General features: G+C 66.6%; 14 protein-coding genes. 11 read left to right on the top strand and 3 right to left on the bottom strand.

The genetic code is table 11. The features are described 5' to 3' along the window. On the top strand, positions 1–516 hold the full coding sequence (locus tag VFW04_03235) for a nuclear transport factor 2 family protein (GenBank protein HEX5178321.1): 516 nt from the start codon (positions 1–3) through the stop codon (positions 514–516). 7 nt (positions 517–523) lie between these two features. On the opposite strand, the gene VFW04_03230 is transcribed toward VFW04_03235, so the two are convergent. Beyond that, the gene (locus VFW04_03230; protein ID HEX5178320.1) at positions 524–1,486 is read right to left on the bottom strand and encodes an ion channel; all 963 of its coding nucleotides are present in this window, start codon (positions 1,484–1,486) and stop codon (positions 524–526) included. A gap of 258 nt (positions 1,487–1,744) precedes the next feature. Here VFW04_03230 and VFW04_03225 point away from each other — a divergent pair, with 258 nt between their 5' ends. The 7 genes from VFW04_03225 (at position 1,745) to VFW04_03195 (ending at position 10,027) form a co-directional block, all read left to right on the top strand. Next, positions 1,745–2,890: a histidine kinase gene (locus VFW04_03225; protein ID HEX5178319.1), complete on the top strand. Its 1,146-nt coding sequence runs from the start codon at positions 1,745–1,747 to the stop codon at positions 2,888–2,890. Positions 2,891–2,920: 30 nt separating this feature from the next. Further along, complete coding sequence (locus VFW04_03220) at positions 2,921–3,664, top strand: LytTR family DNA-binding domain-containing protein (protein HEX5178318.1); 744 nt, start codon at positions 2,921–2,923, stop codon at positions 3,662–3,664. A gap of 48 nt (positions 3,665–3,712) precedes the next feature. After that, positions 3,713–3,946: a hypothetical protein gene (locus VFW04_03215; protein ID HEX5178317.1), complete on the top strand. Its 234-nt coding sequence runs from the start codon at positions 3,713–3,715 to the stop codon at positions 3,944–3,946. Further along, entirely contained in the window at positions 3,844–4,356 is a 513-nt protein-coding gene (locus VFW04_03210) for a PIN domain-containing protein (GenBank protein HEX5178316.1), read from the top strand. The genes VFW04_03215 and VFW04_03210 overlap by 103 nt, the downstream gene beginning before the upstream one ends. Before the next feature lie 149 nt (positions 4,357–4,505). Next, a complete protein-coding gene (locus VFW04_03205) occupies positions 4,506–5,144 on the top strand; it encodes a Uma2 family endonuclease (protein HEX5178315.1) in 639 nt (212 codons plus the stop codon). A gap of 261 nt (positions 5,145–5,405) precedes the next feature. Beyond that, positions 5,406–8,663, top strand: a complete 3,258-nt coding sequence (locus VFW04_03200; protein HEX5178314.1) for a SusC/RagA family TonB-linked outer membrane protein — start codon at positions 5,406–5,408, stop codon at positions 8,661–8,663. Between the two features lie 20 nt (positions 8,664–8,683). Further along, positions 8,684–10,027, top strand: coding sequence for a SusD/RagB family nutrient-binding outer membrane lipoprotein (locus VFW04_03195; protein HEX5178313.1), 1,344 nt, complete (start codon positions 8,684–8,686; stop codon positions 10,025–10,027). 419 nt (positions 10,028–10,446) lie between these two features. Here the strand turns inward: VFW04_03195 and VFW04_03190 are convergent, their stop codons facing one another. Beyond that, entirely contained in the window at positions 10,447–12,888 is a 2,442-nt protein-coding gene (locus VFW04_03190) for an ABC transporter permease (GenBank protein HEX5178312.1), read from the bottom strand. Positions 12,889–13,175: 287 nt separating this feature from the next. Between VFW04_03190 and VFW04_03185 the strand changes: the two genes are divergently transcribed. From VFW04_03185 to VFW04_03175, 3 genes are all read left to right on the top strand, one after another. Continuing rightward, positions 13,176–14,051 carry an alpha/beta fold hydrolase gene (locus VFW04_03185; protein HEX5178311.1) on the top strand — a complete coding sequence of 292 codons (876 nt, stop codon included), beginning with the start codon at positions 13,176–13,178 and terminating at the stop codon, positions 14,049–14,051. A gap of 154 nt (positions 14,052–14,205) precedes the next feature. Next, complete coding sequence (locus VFW04_03180; protein ID HEX5178310.1) at positions 14,206–14,535, top strand: PadR family transcriptional regulator; 330 nt, start codon at positions 14,206–14,208, stop codon at positions 14,533–14,535. Beyond that, positions 14,528–17,242 carry an ABC transporter permease gene (locus VFW04_03175; GenBank protein ID HEX5178309.1) on the top strand — a complete coding sequence of 905 codons (2,715 nt, stop codon included), beginning with the start codon at positions 14,528–14,530 and terminating at the stop codon, positions 17,240–17,242. Before VFW04_03180 ends, VFW04_03175 begins: the two co-directional genes overlap by 8 nt. Before the next feature lie 34 nt (positions 17,243–17,276). On the opposite strand, the gene VFW04_03170 is transcribed toward VFW04_03175, so the two are convergent. Further along, positions 17,277–19,728 (bottom strand): glycosyl hydrolase (locus VFW04_03170; protein HEX5178308.1); only part of this gene is annotated, 2,452 nt, incomplete at its 5' end.

Here is a 19,728-nt window from a genome sequence, read left to right as displayed (position 1 = left end):
ATGACCACCATTCGGCGGTGCATCGCCTTCAGCGCTGCGCTGGGCCTGGCTGCCCAGCTCGCTTGCTCGCCCGCCTCGGGCGACGCGACCCTCACGGCCCAACAGCGCGCCGCCATTGCCGACACGCTCCGCGCCCGCATGCGAGCCGCGTGCGACCTGTCCGCACCCAACTTCGTCGATCGGCTCATGAGTCTCTACGCGGACACCGGCCGCGTGATCTCGGCGACGGGCGGGCGCATCACCACCACACGCGCGGCGCTCGAGCAGAACATCCGCACGTTCTGGGAAAGCACCGGACAGAACATGCGCCAGCCGCGGTGGGTGTGGGACACGATGGCCGTGGATGTGCTCGCGCCCAACGCAGCGGTGCTCACCGCCACGTACCGGATCCCGCACCTCACGCCGCGGGGCATGCCGCACGTGGTCGGGGGCGCGTGGACCGCCGTGTTCGAGCGGCGCGGTTCGCGCTGGGTGATCGTGCAGGAGCACCTGTCCGACGCGCCACCCATCGGGTGACGTTCCGTTAGTCCGCGGCCGTGTCGACCGGCGCGGGTCCCGTGCGCACGCGCTCGAAGGCATCGAGCCGGTCCATGTCGATGCTCACCACTCCGTCCGGCGTGGGCGGGTTGAACATCGACGTGAACTGCGCGTTCCAGATGATCTCGTCGTCGCGGTACGAAGAACGCGCGTGCACCGTCTGCGAAAACGTCTCGTCGATCCCTTTGAGCAGCACGAGGCACTCGGCGTCCATCTCGCGCAGGTCGGCCGGCGTTAGGCCATAGAGCGGACTCGTCTCGTCGATCGGGTGCACGATGGTCCACGCGAGCGGGAAGAACACGACGTGGCGCCGCTCCAAGCCGAGCTCGTCGAACACGCGCGCCGTTCCATCGTCGGCGGAGCGCCGCGAGAACAACACCTGTGCCTCGACTTCCACGATCTGGTTGCGGCGCTCGTTGACGATGCGAAGCATGAGCGCCGTGATGCCGCGGTAGGGCGCCACCACGGCGTTGGTGCTGAACCGGATCCGCGCCGTCGGACGCGAGAAGCGCGCGAAGATGAGCCCCGTCGACATCGCCAGCACCAGGAGCCCCGTCAACGCTTCCACCACCATCACCAGGCCCGGCAGCACCCCCACAGGATAGACGTTGCCGTAGCCAATGGTGCCGAACGTCTCCACCGAAAAGAAAAACGCCTGGAGAAACCTGCCCTCGGGCATTCCGGTGGGCGGTGTGTTGAGCGCGCCGTGTCCGCACAACAGGAACGCGCACGCGAACGCGATGTTGATCACGAGGTACGTGCTCACGACCGCGGCGAGAAACCGCGGCCACGAGATCGAGAGCGCCGTGTGATACAGGCTCAGCGATTGAAAATATCCAAGCCCGCGACGCTCGACATTGAACGTCCCGTCGCGATTGAGCAGTCGTTTCCGGCTCTCGCGTGCGACGACGCTGCCGAAACCGAGGTCGCGTTCTTCCTGAGCCGTCATGCGCTGCCATCTCTCCGGGTGAAAGCCCAACGACAACGAGCGGTCGCGCTCGTTTCCGAACCGATCAATGATACCGCGTCCAAACGCGGCGACAACGGTCCGCTGTACGCCACTGTGCGAAGGACGAGGCCGCGGTGCGCGTCAGTTCCCCGAACCGATCCGGCGGTCTCGACCAAAAAAATCTTTCGATGCGCCGGTGTCCGGGCTCGTTACGTGTAGTGCAATTTTGCTGGGGGAACGCTTCGTCATCGTGGTTCCATGTCTTTGCCGCTCACGGACTCGATTCGCACAGTTGCCTGGTGGCGTCAGCTGGAGGGACGCGGGGTAACCGCGCGGCGCGCCGGGATGGCCGGGGCAGTGGTCGGCGTCGCAACCGTTCTGGCGCTGCTGTTCGCGCTCGGGCGATACTTGGCAGCGCCGCACCGCACGCCCTCGTCGCTTCTTCCCATTCTCGTGTGGGAGCTGGCCCGCTGGTACGTGTGGCTCTTGCTGCTCCCGGTGCTGCGTCGCGCGCTCGACGAATCGGTTGCGACGCAGTTCGCGGCGGTGTTCGGGATCTCGGCGCTCCATACTCTGGTGATCGTCGCCGTCGAGCAAGTGGTTCCCGAATTCCTCGCCGGGGCCGCCTCCGGCGCGATCGCATCGTTCGCCGGACACGCCGGCATCATGGCCGCATCGGACCTGCTCGCCTGCGCCGCGCTCGTCGCGGCGCTCCATGCGATCCGGTATCGCGACCGCTTCCGCGAGCGCGACCAGCGCGCGACGGCGCTGCAGGCGCAGCTCGATCGCGCCGAGCTCGAGCTGCTCGGCCTCAGGATCCGTCCGCATTTTCTCTTCAACGCGCTCAACGCCGTGTCGGGATTGATGCACGACGACGTCGATGCGGCCGACGAGATGCTGTCTGCGTTAGGCGAACTGCTTCGCTCGGCCCTCGCGGCCGGCGGCGCGCAGGAAATTCCGCTGCGCGAGGAAGTGGACTTCCTGCGCCGCTATCTGGCGATCATGCGGCTCCGCCTGGGCGACCGGCTGACGACGAACATCGAGCTCGACGCCGGCGTGGTGGACACGCTCGTCCCGAATCTCGTGCTGCAGCCGTTGGTCGAAAACGCGGTGCGCTACGGCGCGTCGCGTCTCACGGGCACGGTGCACGTCGAGGTTCGCGCCGAGCGATGCCCGAGCGGCGTCCGGCTCCGCGTGATCGACAACGGCCCTGGCCTGCCGGCGCTGCGCGAGGGCGGCCGCCGCCGCGACGGCATCGGGCTCCGCACGACGCGCGAGCGCTTGCGCCAGACGTACGGCACCGCGTACCGGCTCGAACTGATCAACCGGCCTCCGCCTAACGGAGGTGTGGAGGCCGTCCTCGTGCTGCCGTTCCGTCCCGACGTGCGCCGCCGCGTCTCCTGAGCCGTGGGTCCCGGACGCCGCATCCGAATCATGATCGTCGACGACGAGCCGCCGGCGCGCGCCCGATTGCGCCGGCTGCTCGAGAGCGAAGACGGCGTCGAATTGCTCGCCGAATGTGCGAACGGCGCCGACGCGATCGCCGCCATCGAGCGCGATGCGCCCGACCTCGTGTTCCTCGACGTGCAGATGCCTGGCCTCGACGGTTTCCACGTGATCGAAGCGCTCGACGTGGCGCGGCTGCCGGCGATCGTCTTCGTGAGCGGCTTCGACGAGTACGCGCTGCACGCCTTCGACGTGCACGCCGTCGACTACCTGCTCAAACCCGTTGGGCGAGAACGCTTCCGCACCGCCCTCGCCCGCGCCCGCGAGCGCTTGGCGTTAGGCGACGCGGCCGCGCCCGATGCGCGCCTCTTGGCACTCGTGGCCGAGCTGCGAGCGGCGCGCGCCAGCCGCGAACGGCTCGCCGTCAGGCACGAAGGCCGGGTTCAGTTCGTCCGCGTGGGCGACGTGGACTGGGTGGAAGCAGCGGCGAACTACGTGCGGCTGCACGCCCGCGGCGGCGTGTTCGTGCTCCGCGAAAGCATGAAGCGCATGGAAGCCCGCCTGCCGAGCGACTCCTTCCTGCGAATCCACCGCTCGACGATCGTGAACTTCGATCGGGTGCGCGAAATCCAGCCTTGGTTTCACGGTGAATACATCGCCCTGCTCACCGACGGGACGCGGCTCGTGGTCGGCCAGGCATACGCAGGCCGGCTGAGAGAGCTCATGGGCTGAGGGCTACGACCGTTGCCGATGGCATATATCTAACGTAGTATATATGTCATGAAGCGCACCAGCATTTTCCTCGACGCCACGTTGCTCCGGCGAGCCCACGAGTTTGCGCGGCGCGAAGGAAAAAGTTTCGCGTCGGTCGTGCGCGAAGCCCTGGCTTTGTATATCGCGACGCCAGGCAAATCGCAGTCGCGGCTACCGAGTGTCGCCGGAAGCTTTGCGAGCGGGCGCAGCGACACATCCGAGCGGGTCGACGAACTGCTCTGGCCGGAGCCCGATCGCTGACAGTCCTCGCCGACTCCGGCGTCTTGTACGCGCTCATCGATCGCGACGACGCGTGGCACAGCCGCGTTCGCACCTGGTGGGAGCGGTCACGAGAAGATGTTCTCGTTCCGGTCGTTGTGCTGCCCGAAGTGTCCTATCTCCTGGGCCGGCGTATCGGTGCAGACGCCGAGCTTGCGTTCACGCGAGCGATTGCAGATGGCGAATTCACGCTCGAGGGACTCACGTCCGAAGATGTCGAGCGGGCGGCTGATCTCATGAGCATCTATCTCGACACGCCGCTCGGCCTCGTCGATGCGTGTGTGGTTGCGGCCGCCGAGCGACTCGACATCGTGAAGGTGTTGACGGTGGACCGCCGCCATTTTTCGTTGGTCAGGCCGCTTCACGTTCCATCGCTGAGGCTTCTGCCGTAGGTGATCCGAAGGCTCTCACGGAGCGGCGAGGTCGGCCGCGGCGTTAGGCGCCGGCGCGCGGGTGGGCGACCCGCGATTGGTGTTCCTCACGGTGGGCAGGCAACGAGATGCTCGTTCCGCAACAGGACGACCGCACCCGAAAAAATCTGATGTCGCTCGCCGATCCGGGCGGAACGATCGTGCGCCATGCGCACTTGCCATCCCCGTACGCCGAGCAGAGCCTTATGGGTATGCCACATACCGCCGAGCACTGGACCGCGGACCGCGTACGCGCGTTGCCTGACGACGGAAACCGGTACGAGCTCATCGAGGGTGCGCTGGTTGTGACGCCGGCGCCTCGCGGACTTCATCAAGAGGCCATCATGGGCCTCGTGACGCGACTGGAGCCATGGCTCCGAGAGACTCGTATCGGCAGAGTGTTGTTTTCGCCGGCCGATCTCTCGCTCGGCGAAGACGAAGTGCTCCAGCCCGATCTGTTCGTGTACCAAACTGCCACGGGCGCTCGGCTTCGCGACTGGGATGACATCGTTGCGATGCTGCTGGTCGTAGAAGTCATCTCCCCGTCCACCGCGCGATACGATCGGCAGCTCAAGCGAAGGCGCTATCAGCGCGCGAGCATCCCTGAGTACTGGATCGTTGATCCGGATGCGCGGCTGATCGAGCGCTGGCGCGCCGGCGACGATCGTCCGGACGTGATGACGGACCACGTCCTGTGGGCGCCGGATCCCAACCATCCCGCGTTCGAGCTGGACGTGTCCGCATACTTCGCGGACGTGTTGGGCGACTGAGGCCGGCCGAGGCTGGTCGGTAGCCTAACGGGACGAGGGCCGTTGTCGGCTGCTCACTGAGCCGAAGGCCTGCCGGCCCAGCAGCAGCCTGCCTAGCGACCGGCGTCCCTCGCGGCGCCGCTCCTGTCCCTCACCCCTCCGGGTTCGTCCCGAATTCGTTGTTCCCGTTGCGTCGAGCACGGGATACTACGCCTCCCGGCGTCGCGCGCGGGCAGCGACCAGCGTGCGATGCGCATGCCGTCCTGTACCGTGGAGGCACGTATGCGATGTTGCTCGTCAGTGCTCGCCGCCTTTGCCACCCTCGCGATTGCCGCGGTGGCGGGGGCACAACAACCCGGCCAGCAAGAAGCCGTGATCACCGGAACGGTCGCCACCGCGGCAGGCGCACCGTTGCCGTACGCGAGCGTGTTCCTCAAGGATCTCAGACTGGGTGTCGTCACCGGCACGGACGGCACGTATCGCCTGGTGATCCCGGCCGCGCGCGTCAGCGGCAAAACCGACAGCCTCACCGTCCGTCTCATCGGGTATCAGGAGAAGGCGGTGGCCATGGCGATCACGCCCGGCGCGCACGCGGAGAACTTCGTACTCGAAGCCAATCCGCTCCGGTTAGGCGAAGTGGTGGTGACCGGCGAGGGGACGTCGACGACGCGCGAAAAGTTGGGCAACGTCATCAACACCGTCGACACGTCGCTCATCTCGCGGTCCAACGAATCGAACGTCGTGTCCGCGCTCGCGGGCAAAGCGCCGAACGTCGAGGTCAACTCGTCGTCGGGCGACCCGGGCTCGTCGTCGTACATCCGCATTCGCGGACCCAAGACGATCACGGGCACCGGCCAGCCGCTGTTCGTCGTGGACGGCGTGCCGATCGACAACTCGACGTACTCGACCGAAATGAATCCGCTCGCCGGGACGACGGCGCCGAATCGCGCGTCCGACATCAACCCCGCCGACATCGCGTCGATCGAGATCCTCAAGGGCGCCGCCGCCGCCGCGATCTACGGCGCGCGCGCGGGACAGGGCGTGGTGCTCATCACGACCAAGAAAGGGCAGTCAGGCCAGACGCGATACTCGCTCAACTCGAGCTATTCGTTCGACAACGTCAATCACAAGATCCCGTTGCAGACGACGTACGGCCACGGCAACGACGGCGTGTTCCCGTCCTGCGACGCGTCGAATCCCGACGGACTGCCCATGGATTCGCTGTTGGATTGCGGCCCGTCGACCAGCTCGAGCTTCGGGCCCGTCCTCGCGCCCGGCACCCCGGTGTACGATCACTTCGACGAGCTGTTCCACACCGGTCACGAGTGGAACAGCACGCTCTCGCTCTCCGGCGGCAACGACCAGACGCTCTACTATCTGTCCGCGGGCCGCGACAACGACAACGGCGACATCAAGGGGCCTAACGACTTCTACGACAAGACCACCGTTCGGCTCAACGCGTCGCACCGGATGTTCGACAATCTCAACGTCGGCATGGACATCTCGTACGTCAACACGCAGGGTCACTTCCTGCAGCAGGGCTCGAACGTCGACGGGCTCCTGTTAGGCGCACTCCGGACGCCGCCTGAGTTCAACAACCAGCAGTTCCTGTCGCCCACGACCGGGCTCCAGCGCTCGTACCGGTTCCCGTTCCCGTCGGTCAACTCGGCGCTGGACACGCGCGGATACGACAACCCGTTCTACATCATCAACCAGGATCTCGCGCAGAGCCAGCTGAATCGCACGTACGGAAACCTCAACGCGACCTGGGACGCACTCGACTGGCTCAACTTCAAGGAGACGTTCGGCGCCGATTACTACGGCGACGAGCGACTCGAGGGATTCCCGCAGTCGAGCTCCGGTCAGCCCACGGGCCAGGTGATCCGCGCCGACTTCAAGTCGTTTCAGCTCGACCAGAACCTGACCGGCACGGCGTCGCACACGTTCAGCCCCAGTGTGTCGGGGTCGCTGACCCTTGGGCAGAACATCAACGCGCGCGACTTCCGGCAGATCGCCGTCACCGGCATCACGCTCGTGGCGCCGCAGCCGTTCGACCTGCTGAACACCGCCAACTGGACGCCTAACGATTCGCAGTCGGTGATCCACAGCGAATCGTACTTCGGCCAGGCGGACATCAATCTGGCCGACCGCGTTTTCATCAGTGCGGCGGCGCGCAACGACGGGTTCTCCGAGTTCGGCGTCAGCTCGCGCCGGCACTGGTTCCCGAAGGCCAGCCTGGCGTACAACTTCGTCCAGCAGTCCAGCGGCAACAGCGGCATTCTGGATTACGGAAAGTTCCGCTTCGCCTACGGCGAGACGGGCACCGAGCCGGCGGTGTATTCGACCACGCAGTTCTATGCGTCGGGTGTGTTCTTCGCCGATGCCGGCTGGGGCAGCGCGCTGCTCGAGAATCAGAACGGCAACGGCGGCCTCTCGCAGAGCGCGCAGAAAGAGCAGCCCGATCTCGCGCCCGAGCGCACGAAAGAATTCGAGACCGGCTTCGACCTCGGCTTGTTCAACAACCACGCGGACGCGTCGGCGACGGTGTATCAGGACAAGACGGTCGGCGCGATCTTCCAGGCGCCGCTCGCGGCGTCCACCGGGTTCGTGGTGCAAGCGCAGAACGCGGGCACCATTCGCAACCGCGGCATCGAGACGTCGTTCAACTACCGTCCGATCATGAGCAGCAACCTCACGTGGGAGATCGGGCTGCAGTGGTCGAAGAACGAGAACCGCGTGCTGAGCCTGAACGGGCAGCAGTTCGTGGATCTCTCGGCCGGCGGCGGCGGCGGATTTGCCGGCACCGTGCCGACGGCGTGGCTCGGCTCCAGCGTCGGCGTGATTCGCGGCAACGATTTCGCGCGCTGCGGGCGCGGTCTCAACATCAACGGCATCGACATCGACGCCGGGTGCGGCAGCGCGCCCAAGGGATCGCTGTACATCGGGGCCGATGGATTCCCGGTGCCCGATCCGACGACGCGCGTCATCGCCGATGGCAATCCGGATTGGTTAGGCAGCCTGCGCACGGCGATCACGTACGATCACGTCACGGTGTCCGGCCTGCTTGATGTCAAGCACGGTGGCCAGATCTGGGACGGCACGCGCGGCGCTCTCGACAATTTCGGCACGCACATCGATACCGACGTGCGCGGCCAGAGCCTGGTGTTCGGCAAGAGCTTCATGCCCGGTCCGACCGCGGGCCCGGGCGCCGGAATGCCGGTGGTGATCGACCAGTCGTGGTTCCAGGGAAACGGCGGCGGCTTCGGACCGGTGTCGGCGCAGTTCGTCGAGCCGGGCGGCTACACCAAGCTGCGCGAGATCGCGGTGGCCTACTCGTTAGACCAACCGTGGGTGCGGCAGTTCGGTTTCAGCAGCATCGATCTCCGGTTGGCGGGACGGAATCTGTACACCTGGACCAAGTATCGCGGCATCGACCCCGAGGCCAACCTCGCCGGCGCCGCGGTGCTCATTCAGGGCGTTGACTACTTCAACAACCCGCAGACACGGTCGTTCGTGATCTCGCTGGGCTTGAACCGCTGACCCGAGACGAGAGAGCGACAATGCAGAGACATCTGACACTCGCGGTGAGCGTAGCGGCCTGCGTCGCCATGTGCGCAGCATGCAACGACTGGCTCAGTGGGTCGCAGCTCACGCAGAATCCGAACGCGCCGTCGACGGCGGGACGCGATCAATTGCTCACCGCAGTCGGCGCGGGACAGACCGTGTTTCAGACCGGCGACCTGGCGCGCGTATTCAGCACCTGGATGCAGCAGATGGCGGGCACGGACCGCCAGTTCATTCCAATCAGTCTCTACCAATATCCGGAGGATCAATTCTCGCCCGACTGGACCGAGGTCTACGACGCAGGTGGTCTGATCGATGAGCGCGCATTGGAGAAGGATGCGCTTCAGGCAGGCGACACCGCGTACGCCGGCATCGGCATGATCTGGGAAGCGTTCACGATGGGCACGGCAGCAGACATCTGGGGCGACATTCCATACTCGCAGGCCGTGAGCTCGGTGCTGCAGCCTGCGTTAGACCCGCAGCAGATGGTGTTTGCCGAAGTGCAGTCGAAGCTGGACACGGCACTGGCGTATCTCCGCTGCACGTCACCGACCTGCACGGGCCCGTCGCCGACCGTGGATCTGTGGTTCGGCGACACGCTGCAGTACTGGGCGGAGCTCGCTCACACGTTGAAAGCGCGCTTCTACCTGCATACTGCGACCCAAGACCCCAGCGCGTACGCGCTCGCACTGGCACAGGCGGACTCGGGGCTGTCGGCGCCGACGCACGATTTCGTCTCGTGGCAGAGCAGCGACCCGAACGAATGGAATCTCTGGTACCAATTCATGGTCATCGACCGGTCGGGGTACATCTCGGCCGGCGCGTTTCTGGTGAATCTGCTCAAGAGCACCAACGATCCGCGGCTTGCCATGTACTTCTCTTCGAATGGAGGGACGTTCCTGGGAGCGCCGCCGGGAGGCGGATCCGGCACGTTCTCGACGTTGAGCGCGACGCGTCTCGATCCGGCATTCCGTCAACCGATGGTGACGTACGCCGAGAACGAGTTGATCATGGCGGAAGCAGCGCTGCAGACGGGTCAGCAGAGCATCGCGGATGCCGCATTCAACGCCGAGCGCGCATCGCAGGGGATGCCGTCCAAGTCTGGAGTGACGTTGAACGACATCATCACGGAGAAATACATCGCGCTATTCCAGGAGATCGAACCCTGGAACGACTACAAGCGGACGTGCCTGCCGGCCATCACGCCGGCGCAGCCAAGCGGTGTGCCCGGCCGGTTGTTGTACCCGGAGTCTGCGGAGCGAAACGCGAACAAGAACGTGCCGCCGCCGGCGCAGCAGCCGGCGCGGAACTGGGATCAACCCAATGCGTGTCCGAGTTAGGAAGAAGTGATCGGTGCCGGTGGTGTGGGTGCACGGTTAGGCGGGCAACTCCTTGGCCCGGTGCGCTCACCTTCCAAACCCCGGACAGCCGAGACTCAGGGGGTGCGCGTCGTCGTTCGACGCGCTCCCCCTGAGTGCCTATTGGGAATCGCCCTGGTGCGCATGGGACAGCACGAGTTGCTGGCATCTACGCTCATGAAGACGCGGGCACAGCACGGACACAGCTGACACGACACGAGCAACACCAAGGCGTTGATTCTTTTCTCGGTGCTTTGTCCCTTGTGCCCTGCTTTGTCCGCGTCTTCATGAGCGTAGCACTCCGCCCGTCCGCCCTGCCTCACGATCCATCTATCGTTTGTTCGATTTTTTTTCGCGGTCACGTTTCCCGGAAATTCCCGACGAACCTTTCATGTTCATCGTCATTCCGAACGGAGCGCTACGATCGGGTCGACGCGTGTGGCACGGCGCGCCGGAACGTAGCACGCGGCGATCGCGACACCCATCAGCAACGCGGCGACGGCGGTGAACGTGAGCGGATCGTGTGCCGTGACGCCGAAGAGCTGGTGCGCCATGAGGCGGGTGAGCGCGAGCGCGACCACCGCGCCTACCACGGCTCCGGCGAACGCCATGCGCGCGCCATCGCCGACCACGAGGCGCAACACATCCGAGCGTTGGGCGCCGAGCGCCATGCGCACGCCGATTTCGTTCGTGCGCTGGTTGACGAGATACGAGATCACGCCGTAGATGCCGACGCACGCGAGCACGAGTGCTAACGCAGCAAACACGCCGAGCAGCATCATGAGGAAGCGGCGCGCGGCGAGCGAGTTCGCGAGCACGTCGCGCATCGTCGATACGTTATAAATGACGTCCCGCGGATCGAGCTGCGCCACCGCCTGGCGCACGGGGCCCATCACGGTCGCGGGGTCGCCGGTCGTGCGCAGCACCACCGCGACGCCCGTCGCCGCGAGCCGCATGATCTTGTCGGGCAGCTGCATGAACGGGAAATAGAACTGCGCTTCGATGGCGGACGCGGCGTCGGCATCGAGGCCCCACTGCCTGACATGGTCCACGACGCCGACGATTTCCGCTTCCACGCCGAACGTCGCCAAGTGGACGCGTTTGCCGATCGGATCTTCGTTCGGAAAATAGGTGTGCGCGAACACGCTGTCGACGACGATCACCGTCGGCGCATGTTCGTCGTCTTGCGGCGTGATGAACCGCCCGCGCTCGAGCCGCACGCCCATCGCACGCTGAAACCCATCTTCGGCCAGATAGAACAACGCTTGCGGCATCTCGTTCAGGTTGGCGGGCTTCGGGCGGCCCTCGATCCAGAACGATTCCGTCGAATTGTGCACCATCGGACGCGAGCCGAGCGTTGCCGAGACGGCGTCGACGCCGGGGAGCGTGAGCATCTTGGCATCGAACGCGCGCAGTCGCGCTCGCGTGTCGGCAGGCTCCGTGGAGTACGAGGCCGGCAGGGAGAGGCTGAACGTGACCGAGTGACTGGCGTTGAATCCCGGATCGACGCGCCAGAGTGCGGCGAGGCTCCGCATCATGAGGCCCGCGCCGACGAGGAGCACGAGCGCCATCGACACTTGCGCGGCGACGAACGTGCGTTGCAGCCGGTGGCGCGTGCCGCTCGACCCGCGTCCGCCTTCCTTGAGCACGTCCTGCAAGTTGATCCGCGATGCCTTGACCGCGGGCGCGAGGCCGAACAGGACGCCGGCAAGGATCGAGATGACGAACGTGAATCCGAGAACGCGCGGGTCGAGCGAGATGTCATGCGAGTGCGGAAGCGCGGCCGGCAGCGCTCCGAGCACTGCGCGCATGCTCCAGGTAGCGAAGAGCAGTCCGAGCGCGCCGCCTGCGCCCGCGAGCAACAAGCTTTCGCCGAGCAGCTGCCGGACCACGTGGCGGTGGCTCGCGCCTAACGACACGCGGATCGCGAACTCGCGCGCCCGGGCGGACGAGCGCGCGAGGAGCAGGTTGGCGACGTTGGCGCAGGCGATCAGCAGCAGGAATCCGACCGCGCCCAGCAGCACGAAGAGCACCGGCTGGACGCTGCCCACCTGGTCCTGCTGCAGCGATACGATCGACGCGCCGACGCCTTTGTTCGCCTCCGGATATTCGGCCGCGAGGTGCCGGGCGACGCCTTGCATGTCTGCGTTCGCCTGGCCGAGCGTGACGCCGGGCGCGAGGCGGCCGACCATGCCGGAGCTGAACACCGCCTGTCGGTCGAGGAACGTCGGATCGTTCCACTGACCGATCGGCGTGTACACGTCGCGGTCGTGGCCGTAGAACGTGAAGTCGGGCGCCATCACCCCGACCACGGTGTAGGCGGTGCCGTTGAGATCGATGGAAGTGCCGATGATCGCGGGCGACCCGCCGAAGCGGCGCTTCCAGAATCCGCCGCCCAACACGACAACGGGCGCGGCGCCGACCACATCCTCTTCCACGCGAAAGCCTCTGCCTAACATTGGCCTCACGCCTAACGTATGGAAGAAGTTCGCGGAAATCATGTAGCCGGAGACGCGCTCGGCTTCGCCGGCGCCGGTGAAGTTGTAATCCTCGTTGTGGTAGAGCGCGAGCGACGAAAGGGTGCGCGTGTCACGCTGCCAGTCGCGGAAGTTCGGGTACGAGATCGGCCCGTGCGCAAATCCGGGCGTGCTCCCGTACACGGCCACCAGGCGGTCGGGCGCCGGATACGGCAACGGATCGAGCAGCACGCCGTTGACGACGGAGAACAGGGCGGTGTTGGCGCCAATGCCGAGTGCCAGTGTGAGAACGGCGATGATCGCGAATCCGGGTGCGCGAAGGAGCGTTCGGATCGCGTAGCGCGCATCGTGAAGGAGTGTGCCCATGTATGGATCCGATCGGTGATGGTGATGGACGAGGCCGTGATCCGTGCCGAACGCGGTCCTAACCGCACGAACTCGGCAACGACGTCCTCCACCGTAGCGCCGTGTTCGGCACGGGTTTTCATCGCGCCCGCTCTAACGCAGGACCACCAATTTACACCCGGCCCGGGTGACCGATAGCGGCGAACGTGCGCGCCGCCGGGAGCCGCGAGCCCTGGACCTGTGTCCCGAGCGCTCGTATTGTAGCCGGCCACGTACCGCAGAACCTGCACTCTCTCCTCGAGCACGCCATGCGACCACTCGTTGCTTTCGCATTTCTGACATTCGCGGCGTCGGCCGCGACCGCGCAAACGCCACAGGCGATCGCCGCGGACCCGCCGCGCGATTCGGCGCATCCGGCTCGAATGGAGGTGTTGCACATTCCGTCGGGCAGCGTGCGCATCAACGGCGTCGCGTATCTCGCATCGGGCGCGGGAGCGCATCCGACCTTCGTGCTGCTGCACGGCCTGCCGGGCAACGAGAAGAATCTGGACCTCGCCCAGGCGGTGCGTCGCGCCGGATGGAACGCGATCACGTTCAACTATCGCGGCTCATGGGGCAGCCCGGGCTCGTTCCGTTTCGGCAACAACCTGGCAGACGCGAACGCGGTGGTCGCGTTCCTGGCCGACTCGGGCAACGCGCGGCGGTTAGGCATCGATCCGCGCCAGGTCGTCATCGCCGGCCACAGCATGGGCGGCTGGGTGGCCGTGTTGACGGCGGCGCACCACCCGGAATTGCGCGGCCTCGCCCTCATCTCGGCCGCCGACATGGGACGGGCCGCCGCCTCGTCGTCGCGCAAGGAGCTGATCAGCCTCATGGCGGACAACATGGAATCGCTCGCCGGCGTCACGGCGCGCAGCATGGCCGACGATCTCGCGGCCGGGGCCGCGGCCTCGCACTGGACGTTCGCCGAGGCCGCTCCCGGCCTAACGCAGATGCCGATGCTGGTGATCACGGCGGATGACGGATTGGCGGCCGAGTCCGATTCGCTCGTCGCGCGGCTTCGCGCGCGCGGCAACGCCGCCATCACCACGGTGCACGAGCCCACCGATCACTCGTATTCGGACAAGCGGATCGCGCTCGAAACCGCCGTGCTCGACTGGCTGCAGCGCCTGGAGCAGCGCTAGCGCGCGGGCGATCTCCGCGGCCAGCGATGCGGCCGCCGGGGTCCTCGATCCCGGCGGCGCATCGCGCTGCGCGTCCCGCGGTCCGAGCCGGGCGTCTCTTGACAGGCGGCCCGACCGATGGCATATGTGGTACTGCCACATATTGGACTCCACTATGCTCACGCCCGAGCTCAAAAAGGGAAGCGCCGAGTTTCTCGTGCTGTCGCTGCTCGAACACGAGCCGCGGCACGGATACGACCTGAGCAAGCTCATCGCCTCTCGATCGCGCGGCGTGCTGACCTTCCACGTCGCGTCGCTCTATCCCCTGCTCTACCGGATGGAGGCGCGCGGCTGGATCCGCGGCCGGTGGGTGGAAAAGGCCGGCGAACGCCGCCGCCGATTCTACAAGATCACGCCGGCCGGCGCGCGGGTGCTCGATGCGCAGCGCCAGAGCTGGCGCGAGTTTGTCGCGGCCGTCGCCAACATCGCGGCGCACCATGCCTGAGTGGCGCGCCGTCCTGCGCGAGCGCATCGCGCCCCTCGGCCTCCGCGCGAGCGACGAGGCCGAGCTCATCGAAGAGTTGGCGCAGCATCTCGAGCAGGAATACGCCGAGCTGGCGCCGCGCGTCGGCGGCGACGAGGCAGGCGGCCGGCTGCTCGAGCGGCTGACGGAACCCATGCTGCGCGACGTCGTGCGCAGCCGCCGAACGGCGCGTCCGGAGCGCCCCGCCGAGCGCGGCGCGTCGTTGGCCACCATCTGGTATCGCCTAACGCAGGACATCCGCGTCGCGCTCCGGCGGTCGCGGCATCGCGCGGGCTTCACGGTCGTCGCCGTCCTCTCGCTCGCGTTAGGCATCGGGGCGAACACGGCCATCTTCACGCTCGTCGACGCCGTGCTGCTCCGCCGGCCGCCGGTGCCCCACCGCGAGCGGATCGCCGAGATCTACGATCATCAGCCGTCGTTCTCGTACGCGCCGTTCTCGTATCCCGACTACGTCGACCTGCGCGATGCGGCGCACGGCCTCTTCTCGCAGCTGTCGGCCGCCGAATACACCGCCGTGCCGCGCGACCTCGGCGACCACGAGGAGACCTTGTTCAGCGAGCTCGTGAATGGCGACTATTTCCCGCTGCTCGAGCTGCGGCCGCAAGCCGGGCGCCTGATCGGGCCCGAAGACGATGTCGCCAACGGTGCGAGTCCGGTGGCCGTGCTGTCGAGTGACTACTGGCATCGCGCCTTCGGCGCCGATCCCCACGTCGTTGGGCGACAGATCCGGCTCGCGGGACGGAGCTACACCATCATCGGCGTCGCCCCCGCCGGATACGAGGGCACCTTTCCCGGTGTCGTGCCGGCGCTGTTCCTGCCGCTCCGGATGGTCAACCAGCTCGAGTCGACCTCCGTCGATGAGCTAACGGACCGCGACAGCCACAACCTCTTCCTGAAGGCTCGACTCGCACCCGGCGTATCGATAGCGCGGCTGCGAGCGATGGCCGGCGCCTTCACGGCCGAAATGCAGCGGCGGTTTCCTTCCTACTGGCCGGGCTCGGCGTCGACCCTCGTGATTCCGGAAACCGAGATCGTCGTCAACCCGCTTCTCGACAACATTGTGGTACCGGCGGCCGCTGCGCTCATGGCCGTGGTCGCGCTGGTGTTATTGGTGGCGTGCGCGAACCTCGCGAGCTTCCTGCTGGCGCAGGCGCGCGATCGCCAACGGGAGATCGCGATTCGGCTGGCCCTCGGCGCGACCCGCTGGTCGCTCGTCCGGCAACTGCTCGTGGAAACTGTCGTGCTGGCGGCGGTCGGCGGTCTGGCCGGCGTCTTCCTCTCGCGGCTTGCGTTAGGCGCGCTCTTGCACGCGGACCTGCCGCTGCCGCTTCCGATCACCGTCGACGTGCACCTGGACGCGCGGATCCTCGGCTTCGCTGTGTTGGCGGCCGCGGCCGCGGCGATGTTCGTGGGCGTGCTGCCGGCGCTCCAGGCCACACGGCCCAACATCGTCGACGTCATCAAGAACGAGAACACCGGCGGCGGTCCGCCGCGCCGCGTCACGATGCGGAGCGCGCTCGTGGTCGGCCAGATCGCGGTGTCGCTCGTGCTGCTCGTCACGGCGGGTCTCTTTTTGAGAAGTCTCGAGTCGCGCGAGCACATCGATCCCGGCTTCGGACGCGCGCCGGCCGGCGTCGTCTGGTTCGGGTTCCCGGGCGATCGAAAAACGGGGCCGCAGGAGCAGCGGATGGTGGACGACATCGAAGGGCGCGCCCGCCGGATTGCCGGCGTGAACGCCGTCGGCGTGACGGACAACCTGCTGCTGTCCATCATCACCACGCAGACCGCTCTCGTCAACATCGCCGGCTTTCAGCCGCCCAAAGGCGAGCCGGGGTTTACGATCGACTATGCGGCCGCCGACTCGGGTTTCTTCTCCGCCGCTGGCGTTAGGCTTCTGCGCGGCCGCGGCATTCAAGCGTCTGACGATTCGGCATCGCCGCTCATCGCCGTGGTGAACGAGGTGATGGCGAAGGAGTTCTGGCCGGGCAGGGATCCGATTGGGCAGACGTTCCGCCGCGATTCCAACGTGTATCGAGTCGTCGGCGTCACGCAAACCACCAAGGTGCGCTCGCTCGGCGAAGAGCCGCGACCGTTCATGTTCCTGTCGTTCGCGCAGAGCCCGAACCCGGATGCGATGCTCGTCGCGCGCACGACTCCGGGACGGGATGAGTCGCTGACGCCGGAGCTGATCGCCATGCTGCACGACGTGGATCCAACGATACCGGTGCTGCAGGGAACGACGATGGCGCGACACATCGGCGCCGTCATGCTGCCGACGCGGCTCGGCGCCATTGCGTTCGGCGTGTTTGCCGCGCTCGCGCTGGCGCTGGCGATGATCGGCGTCTACGGCGTCGTGAGCTACGCGGTGGCGCGGCGCGCGCGCGAGGTGGGCATTCGGATGGCGCTGGGTGCGGAGCCTAACGAAGTCGTCCGGCTCCTCATGCGGGAGGGACTCGTGATGGTCGGCGGCGGCGGCGTGCTTGGTCTGGTGCTCGCCCTCGCGGTGACGCGCGTCCTCGCGAGTCTCTTGTCGGGCGTGACGGCCGTGGATCCGCTGACGTTCGTCGTCGCGCCGGTTGTGCTCGTGACGGTGGGCATCATGGCGGCGCTGCTGCCGGCACTGCGGTCGGCGCGCACCGATCCGGTGCGCGTGTTGCGCGCTGAGTGAAGGCGGACACCGCGCGGTGTCCGCCCTTTCTCTCTCACTCGACTTCGGCTACCTCCTTCTGCGGCGGCTCGGACGTGGACGGCACGAGCTCCTTCTGTCCCGCGCCGCGCAGCATGGCGTTGAGCGGCGGCAGCCCGGACGCCAGCGTCGTCTTGAGCTCGGCGAGCTCGCGATCGAGCTGGCCCGAGAGCAGCGTGTACACGGCGTAGTCCTGCGCCGTCGGCCTGGCGTCGGCGCTGGCGATCGAGCCGCCTAACGCTGCGATCTTGTTGTTCAGCCGGATCGGGAAGTTGAGCGGATCCTCGCTCGCGCGGTTGTGCACCTGGTAGATCGCCGCCTCGATCGTGTCGAGCTTCGTCTTGAGGGCGCCTGCCGCGTCGGCGAACCCGGACGGCGCGGACGACCCGTGCTGGTCCATCTGCCACTCGAGATTCCGGATCGTGCGCACCGCATTGTCGGCGGCCGAGAGCCGGTCGCGCACTTTCATCAGGAGGGCGAACTGCGCCTCGAAGTCCGCCTGCGTGGCATGGACGCGCGGATCCTTCTTGAGCACGAACGACTGCGTCTGCGAGCGGCCGTTCACCGTTAGGCGAACCGAGTAGGTTCCCGGCACGGCGAGCGGCCCGCGGGTCGAGCCGGCCCACATGATGAGGTTCGTGAATCCGACCGCGTCGGGATAGCGCAGATCCCACGCGAACATGTTGAGCCCCGCCTTGTTGGACACCCGGGGACGCGTCGGACGCCGGAAGCCTCCCTCGGCGGCGGGCTCCTTGCCCTTGTTCGCTTTCTTGATGCTGTCGGCGCGCACGCTGTCGGCGAGCCCCGCGCTGTCCAGTTCGCTCGAGAACGACTGGATCACCGCGCCCTTCGCATCGAGGAAGTCGAGCGTCACCTTCTGGTTAGGCGACGAGAGCGTGTAGTACACCACGGCCCCGCTCGGCGGATTCTTGCCGACGGGGTGCTCGCGTCCGCCGCCGCCGCCGAATCCGCCGCCCCAATTGACGCGATATGCCGTGCGCGGCTTGAACAGATGCATGGGCGCCTGCGCGATTTCCGGCGTCAGCTGCCGCAGCGCCGACAAATCATCCAGAATGTAGAACGATCGCCCGTGCGTCGCGGCGACGAGATCGCCCTCAGTCACCTCCAGATCGTGCACCGGCACCTTCGGCAGATTGCGTTGCAACGACTGCCAGTGCGACCCGTCGTCGAAGCTCACCCACACGCCGCGCTCGGTGCCGACGTACAGCAAGCCGCGGCGCTCCGGATCCTCGCGAATCGTGCGCGTGAACTGCGTGCGATCGATGCCCGCATCGATGCGCGTCCACGTCTTGCCGTAGTCCGACGTCTTGTAGAGATAGGGAGCGTCATCGTCCAGCTGATAGCGGTTGGCCGCGACGTACGCCGTACCCGCGCCGAAATGCGACGCATCGATGATCGAGATGCGCGTGAACGGCGGCAGATCCTTCGGCGTCACGTTGGACCACGTCTTCCCGTTGTCGCGCGTGACGTAGATCAACCCATCGTCCGATCCCGTCCAGATGACGCCCTTCACCACGGGCGACTCGGCGATGGCGAAAATCGTGGCGTAATACTCGACCGACGTCTGGTCCTTCGTTATTGGCCCGCCGGACGGGCCTAACGTAGCCGGATCGTGCCGGGTGAGGTCAGGACTCGCGATTTCCCAGCTCTGGCCGCCGTTGTGCGTGCGGAACAGCACCTGCGACCCCAGGTACAGCGTGTTCGGATCGTGAGGCGAGATGAGAATCGGGAAGGTCCACTGGAACCGGTACTTCAGATCCTCAGCCGAGTGGCCCATGGGATTGTCGGGCCACGGGATGATGTCGCGCTGCTGTCCGTTAGACAGGTCCATCCGCGACAGGTACGCGTAGCTGCCTGCGTAGACGATGTTCGTGCTGTCGGGCCGTACCTGGATGTAGCCCGACTCGCCGCCGCCCACTTCCCGCCACTCGCTGATGGGAATGCCGCCCGGCCAGCGGCTCGGCCCGCAGAGCGTCGAGTTGTCCTGCTGCGCACCGCAGACCTTGTACGGGAAATCGGTGGTCGTGGTGACGTGATAGAATTGCGCCGTCGCGTAGTCCTCATCGCTCCAGGCCTTTCCGCCATCGAAGGTGACGGTCGCGCCGCCGTCGTTCGATTCGATCATCCGCTTGGGATCGTTAGGCGCGATCCACAGGTCGTGGTTGTCGCCGTGCGGCACGGAGATCGGGTTGAACGTCTTGCCGCCGTCGGTGGACCTGAAGAACGACACGTTGACCACGTACACGGTGTTGGTGTCCTTCGGGTCGGCGAAGATGCGCGAGTAATACCAGGCGCGCTGCCGCAGCTTCCGCTCCTGGTTCGTGCGCGTCCAGGTGGCGCCGCCGTCGTCGGAGCGGAACACGCCGCCCGAGTCGGATTCGACGATCGCGTAGACGCGCTGCGGATCGGCCGGCGAGACGGTGATCCCGATGTCGCCGATGATGCCC

Source organism: Gemmatimonadaceae bacterium (assembly GCA_036273715.1).
Classification (GTDB): domain Bacteria; phylum Gemmatimonadota; class Gemmatimonadetes; order Gemmatimonadales; family Gemmatimonadaceae; genus JADGGM01.
The sequence above is the reverse complement of the archived record's forward strand: the minus strand, read 5'-3'. Positions and strand labels throughout refer to the sequence as shown.

Bases quoted from the DNA above. Each gene is read 5' to 3' on its own strand.
- VFW04_03235 (HEX5178321.1), top strand. From the start codon at position 1: ATGACCACCATTCGGCGGTGCATCGCCTTCAGCGCTGCGCTGGGCCTG.
- VFW04_03230 (HEX5178320.1), bottom strand. From the start codon at position 1,486: ATGACGGCTCAGGAAGAACGCGACCTCGGTTTCGGCAGCGTCGTCGCA.
- VFW04_03225 (HEX5178319.1), top strand. From the start codon at position 1,745: ATGTCTTTGCCGCTCACGGACTCGATTCGCACAGTTGCCTGGTGGCGT.
- VFW04_03220 (HEX5178318.1), top strand. From the start codon at position 2,921: ATGATCGTCGACGACGAGCCGCCGGCGCGCGCCCGATTGCGCCGGCTG.
- VFW04_03215 (HEX5178317.1), top strand. From the start codon at position 3,713: ATGAAGCGCACCAGCATTTTCCTCGACGCCACGTTGCTCCGGCGAGCC.
- VFW04_03205 (HEX5178315.1), top strand. From the start codon at position 4,506: ATGTCGCTCGCCGATCCGGGCGGAACGATCGTGCGCCATGCGCACTTG.
- VFW04_03200 (HEX5178314.1), top strand. From the start codon at position 5,406: ATGCGATGTTGCTCGTCAGTGCTCGCCGCCTTTGCCACCCTCGCGATT.
- VFW04_03195 (HEX5178313.1), top strand. From the start codon at position 8,684: ATGCAGAGACATCTGACACTCGCGGTGAGCGTAGCGGCCTGCGTCGCC.
- VFW04_03190 (HEX5178312.1), bottom strand. From the start codon at position 12,888: ATGGGCACACTCCTTCACGATGCGCGCTACGCGATCCGAACGCTCCTT.
- VFW04_03185 (HEX5178311.1), top strand. From the start codon at position 13,176: ATGCGACCACTCGTTGCTTTCGCATTTCTGACATTCGCGGCGTCGGCC.
- VFW04_03180 (HEX5178310.1), top strand. From the start codon at position 14,206: ATGCTCACGCCCGAGCTCAAAAAGGGAAGCGCCGAGTTTCTCGTGCTG.
- VFW04_03175 (HEX5178309.1), top strand. From the start codon at position 14,528: ATGCCTGAGTGGCGCGCCGTCCTGCGCGAGCGCATCGCGCCCCTCGGC.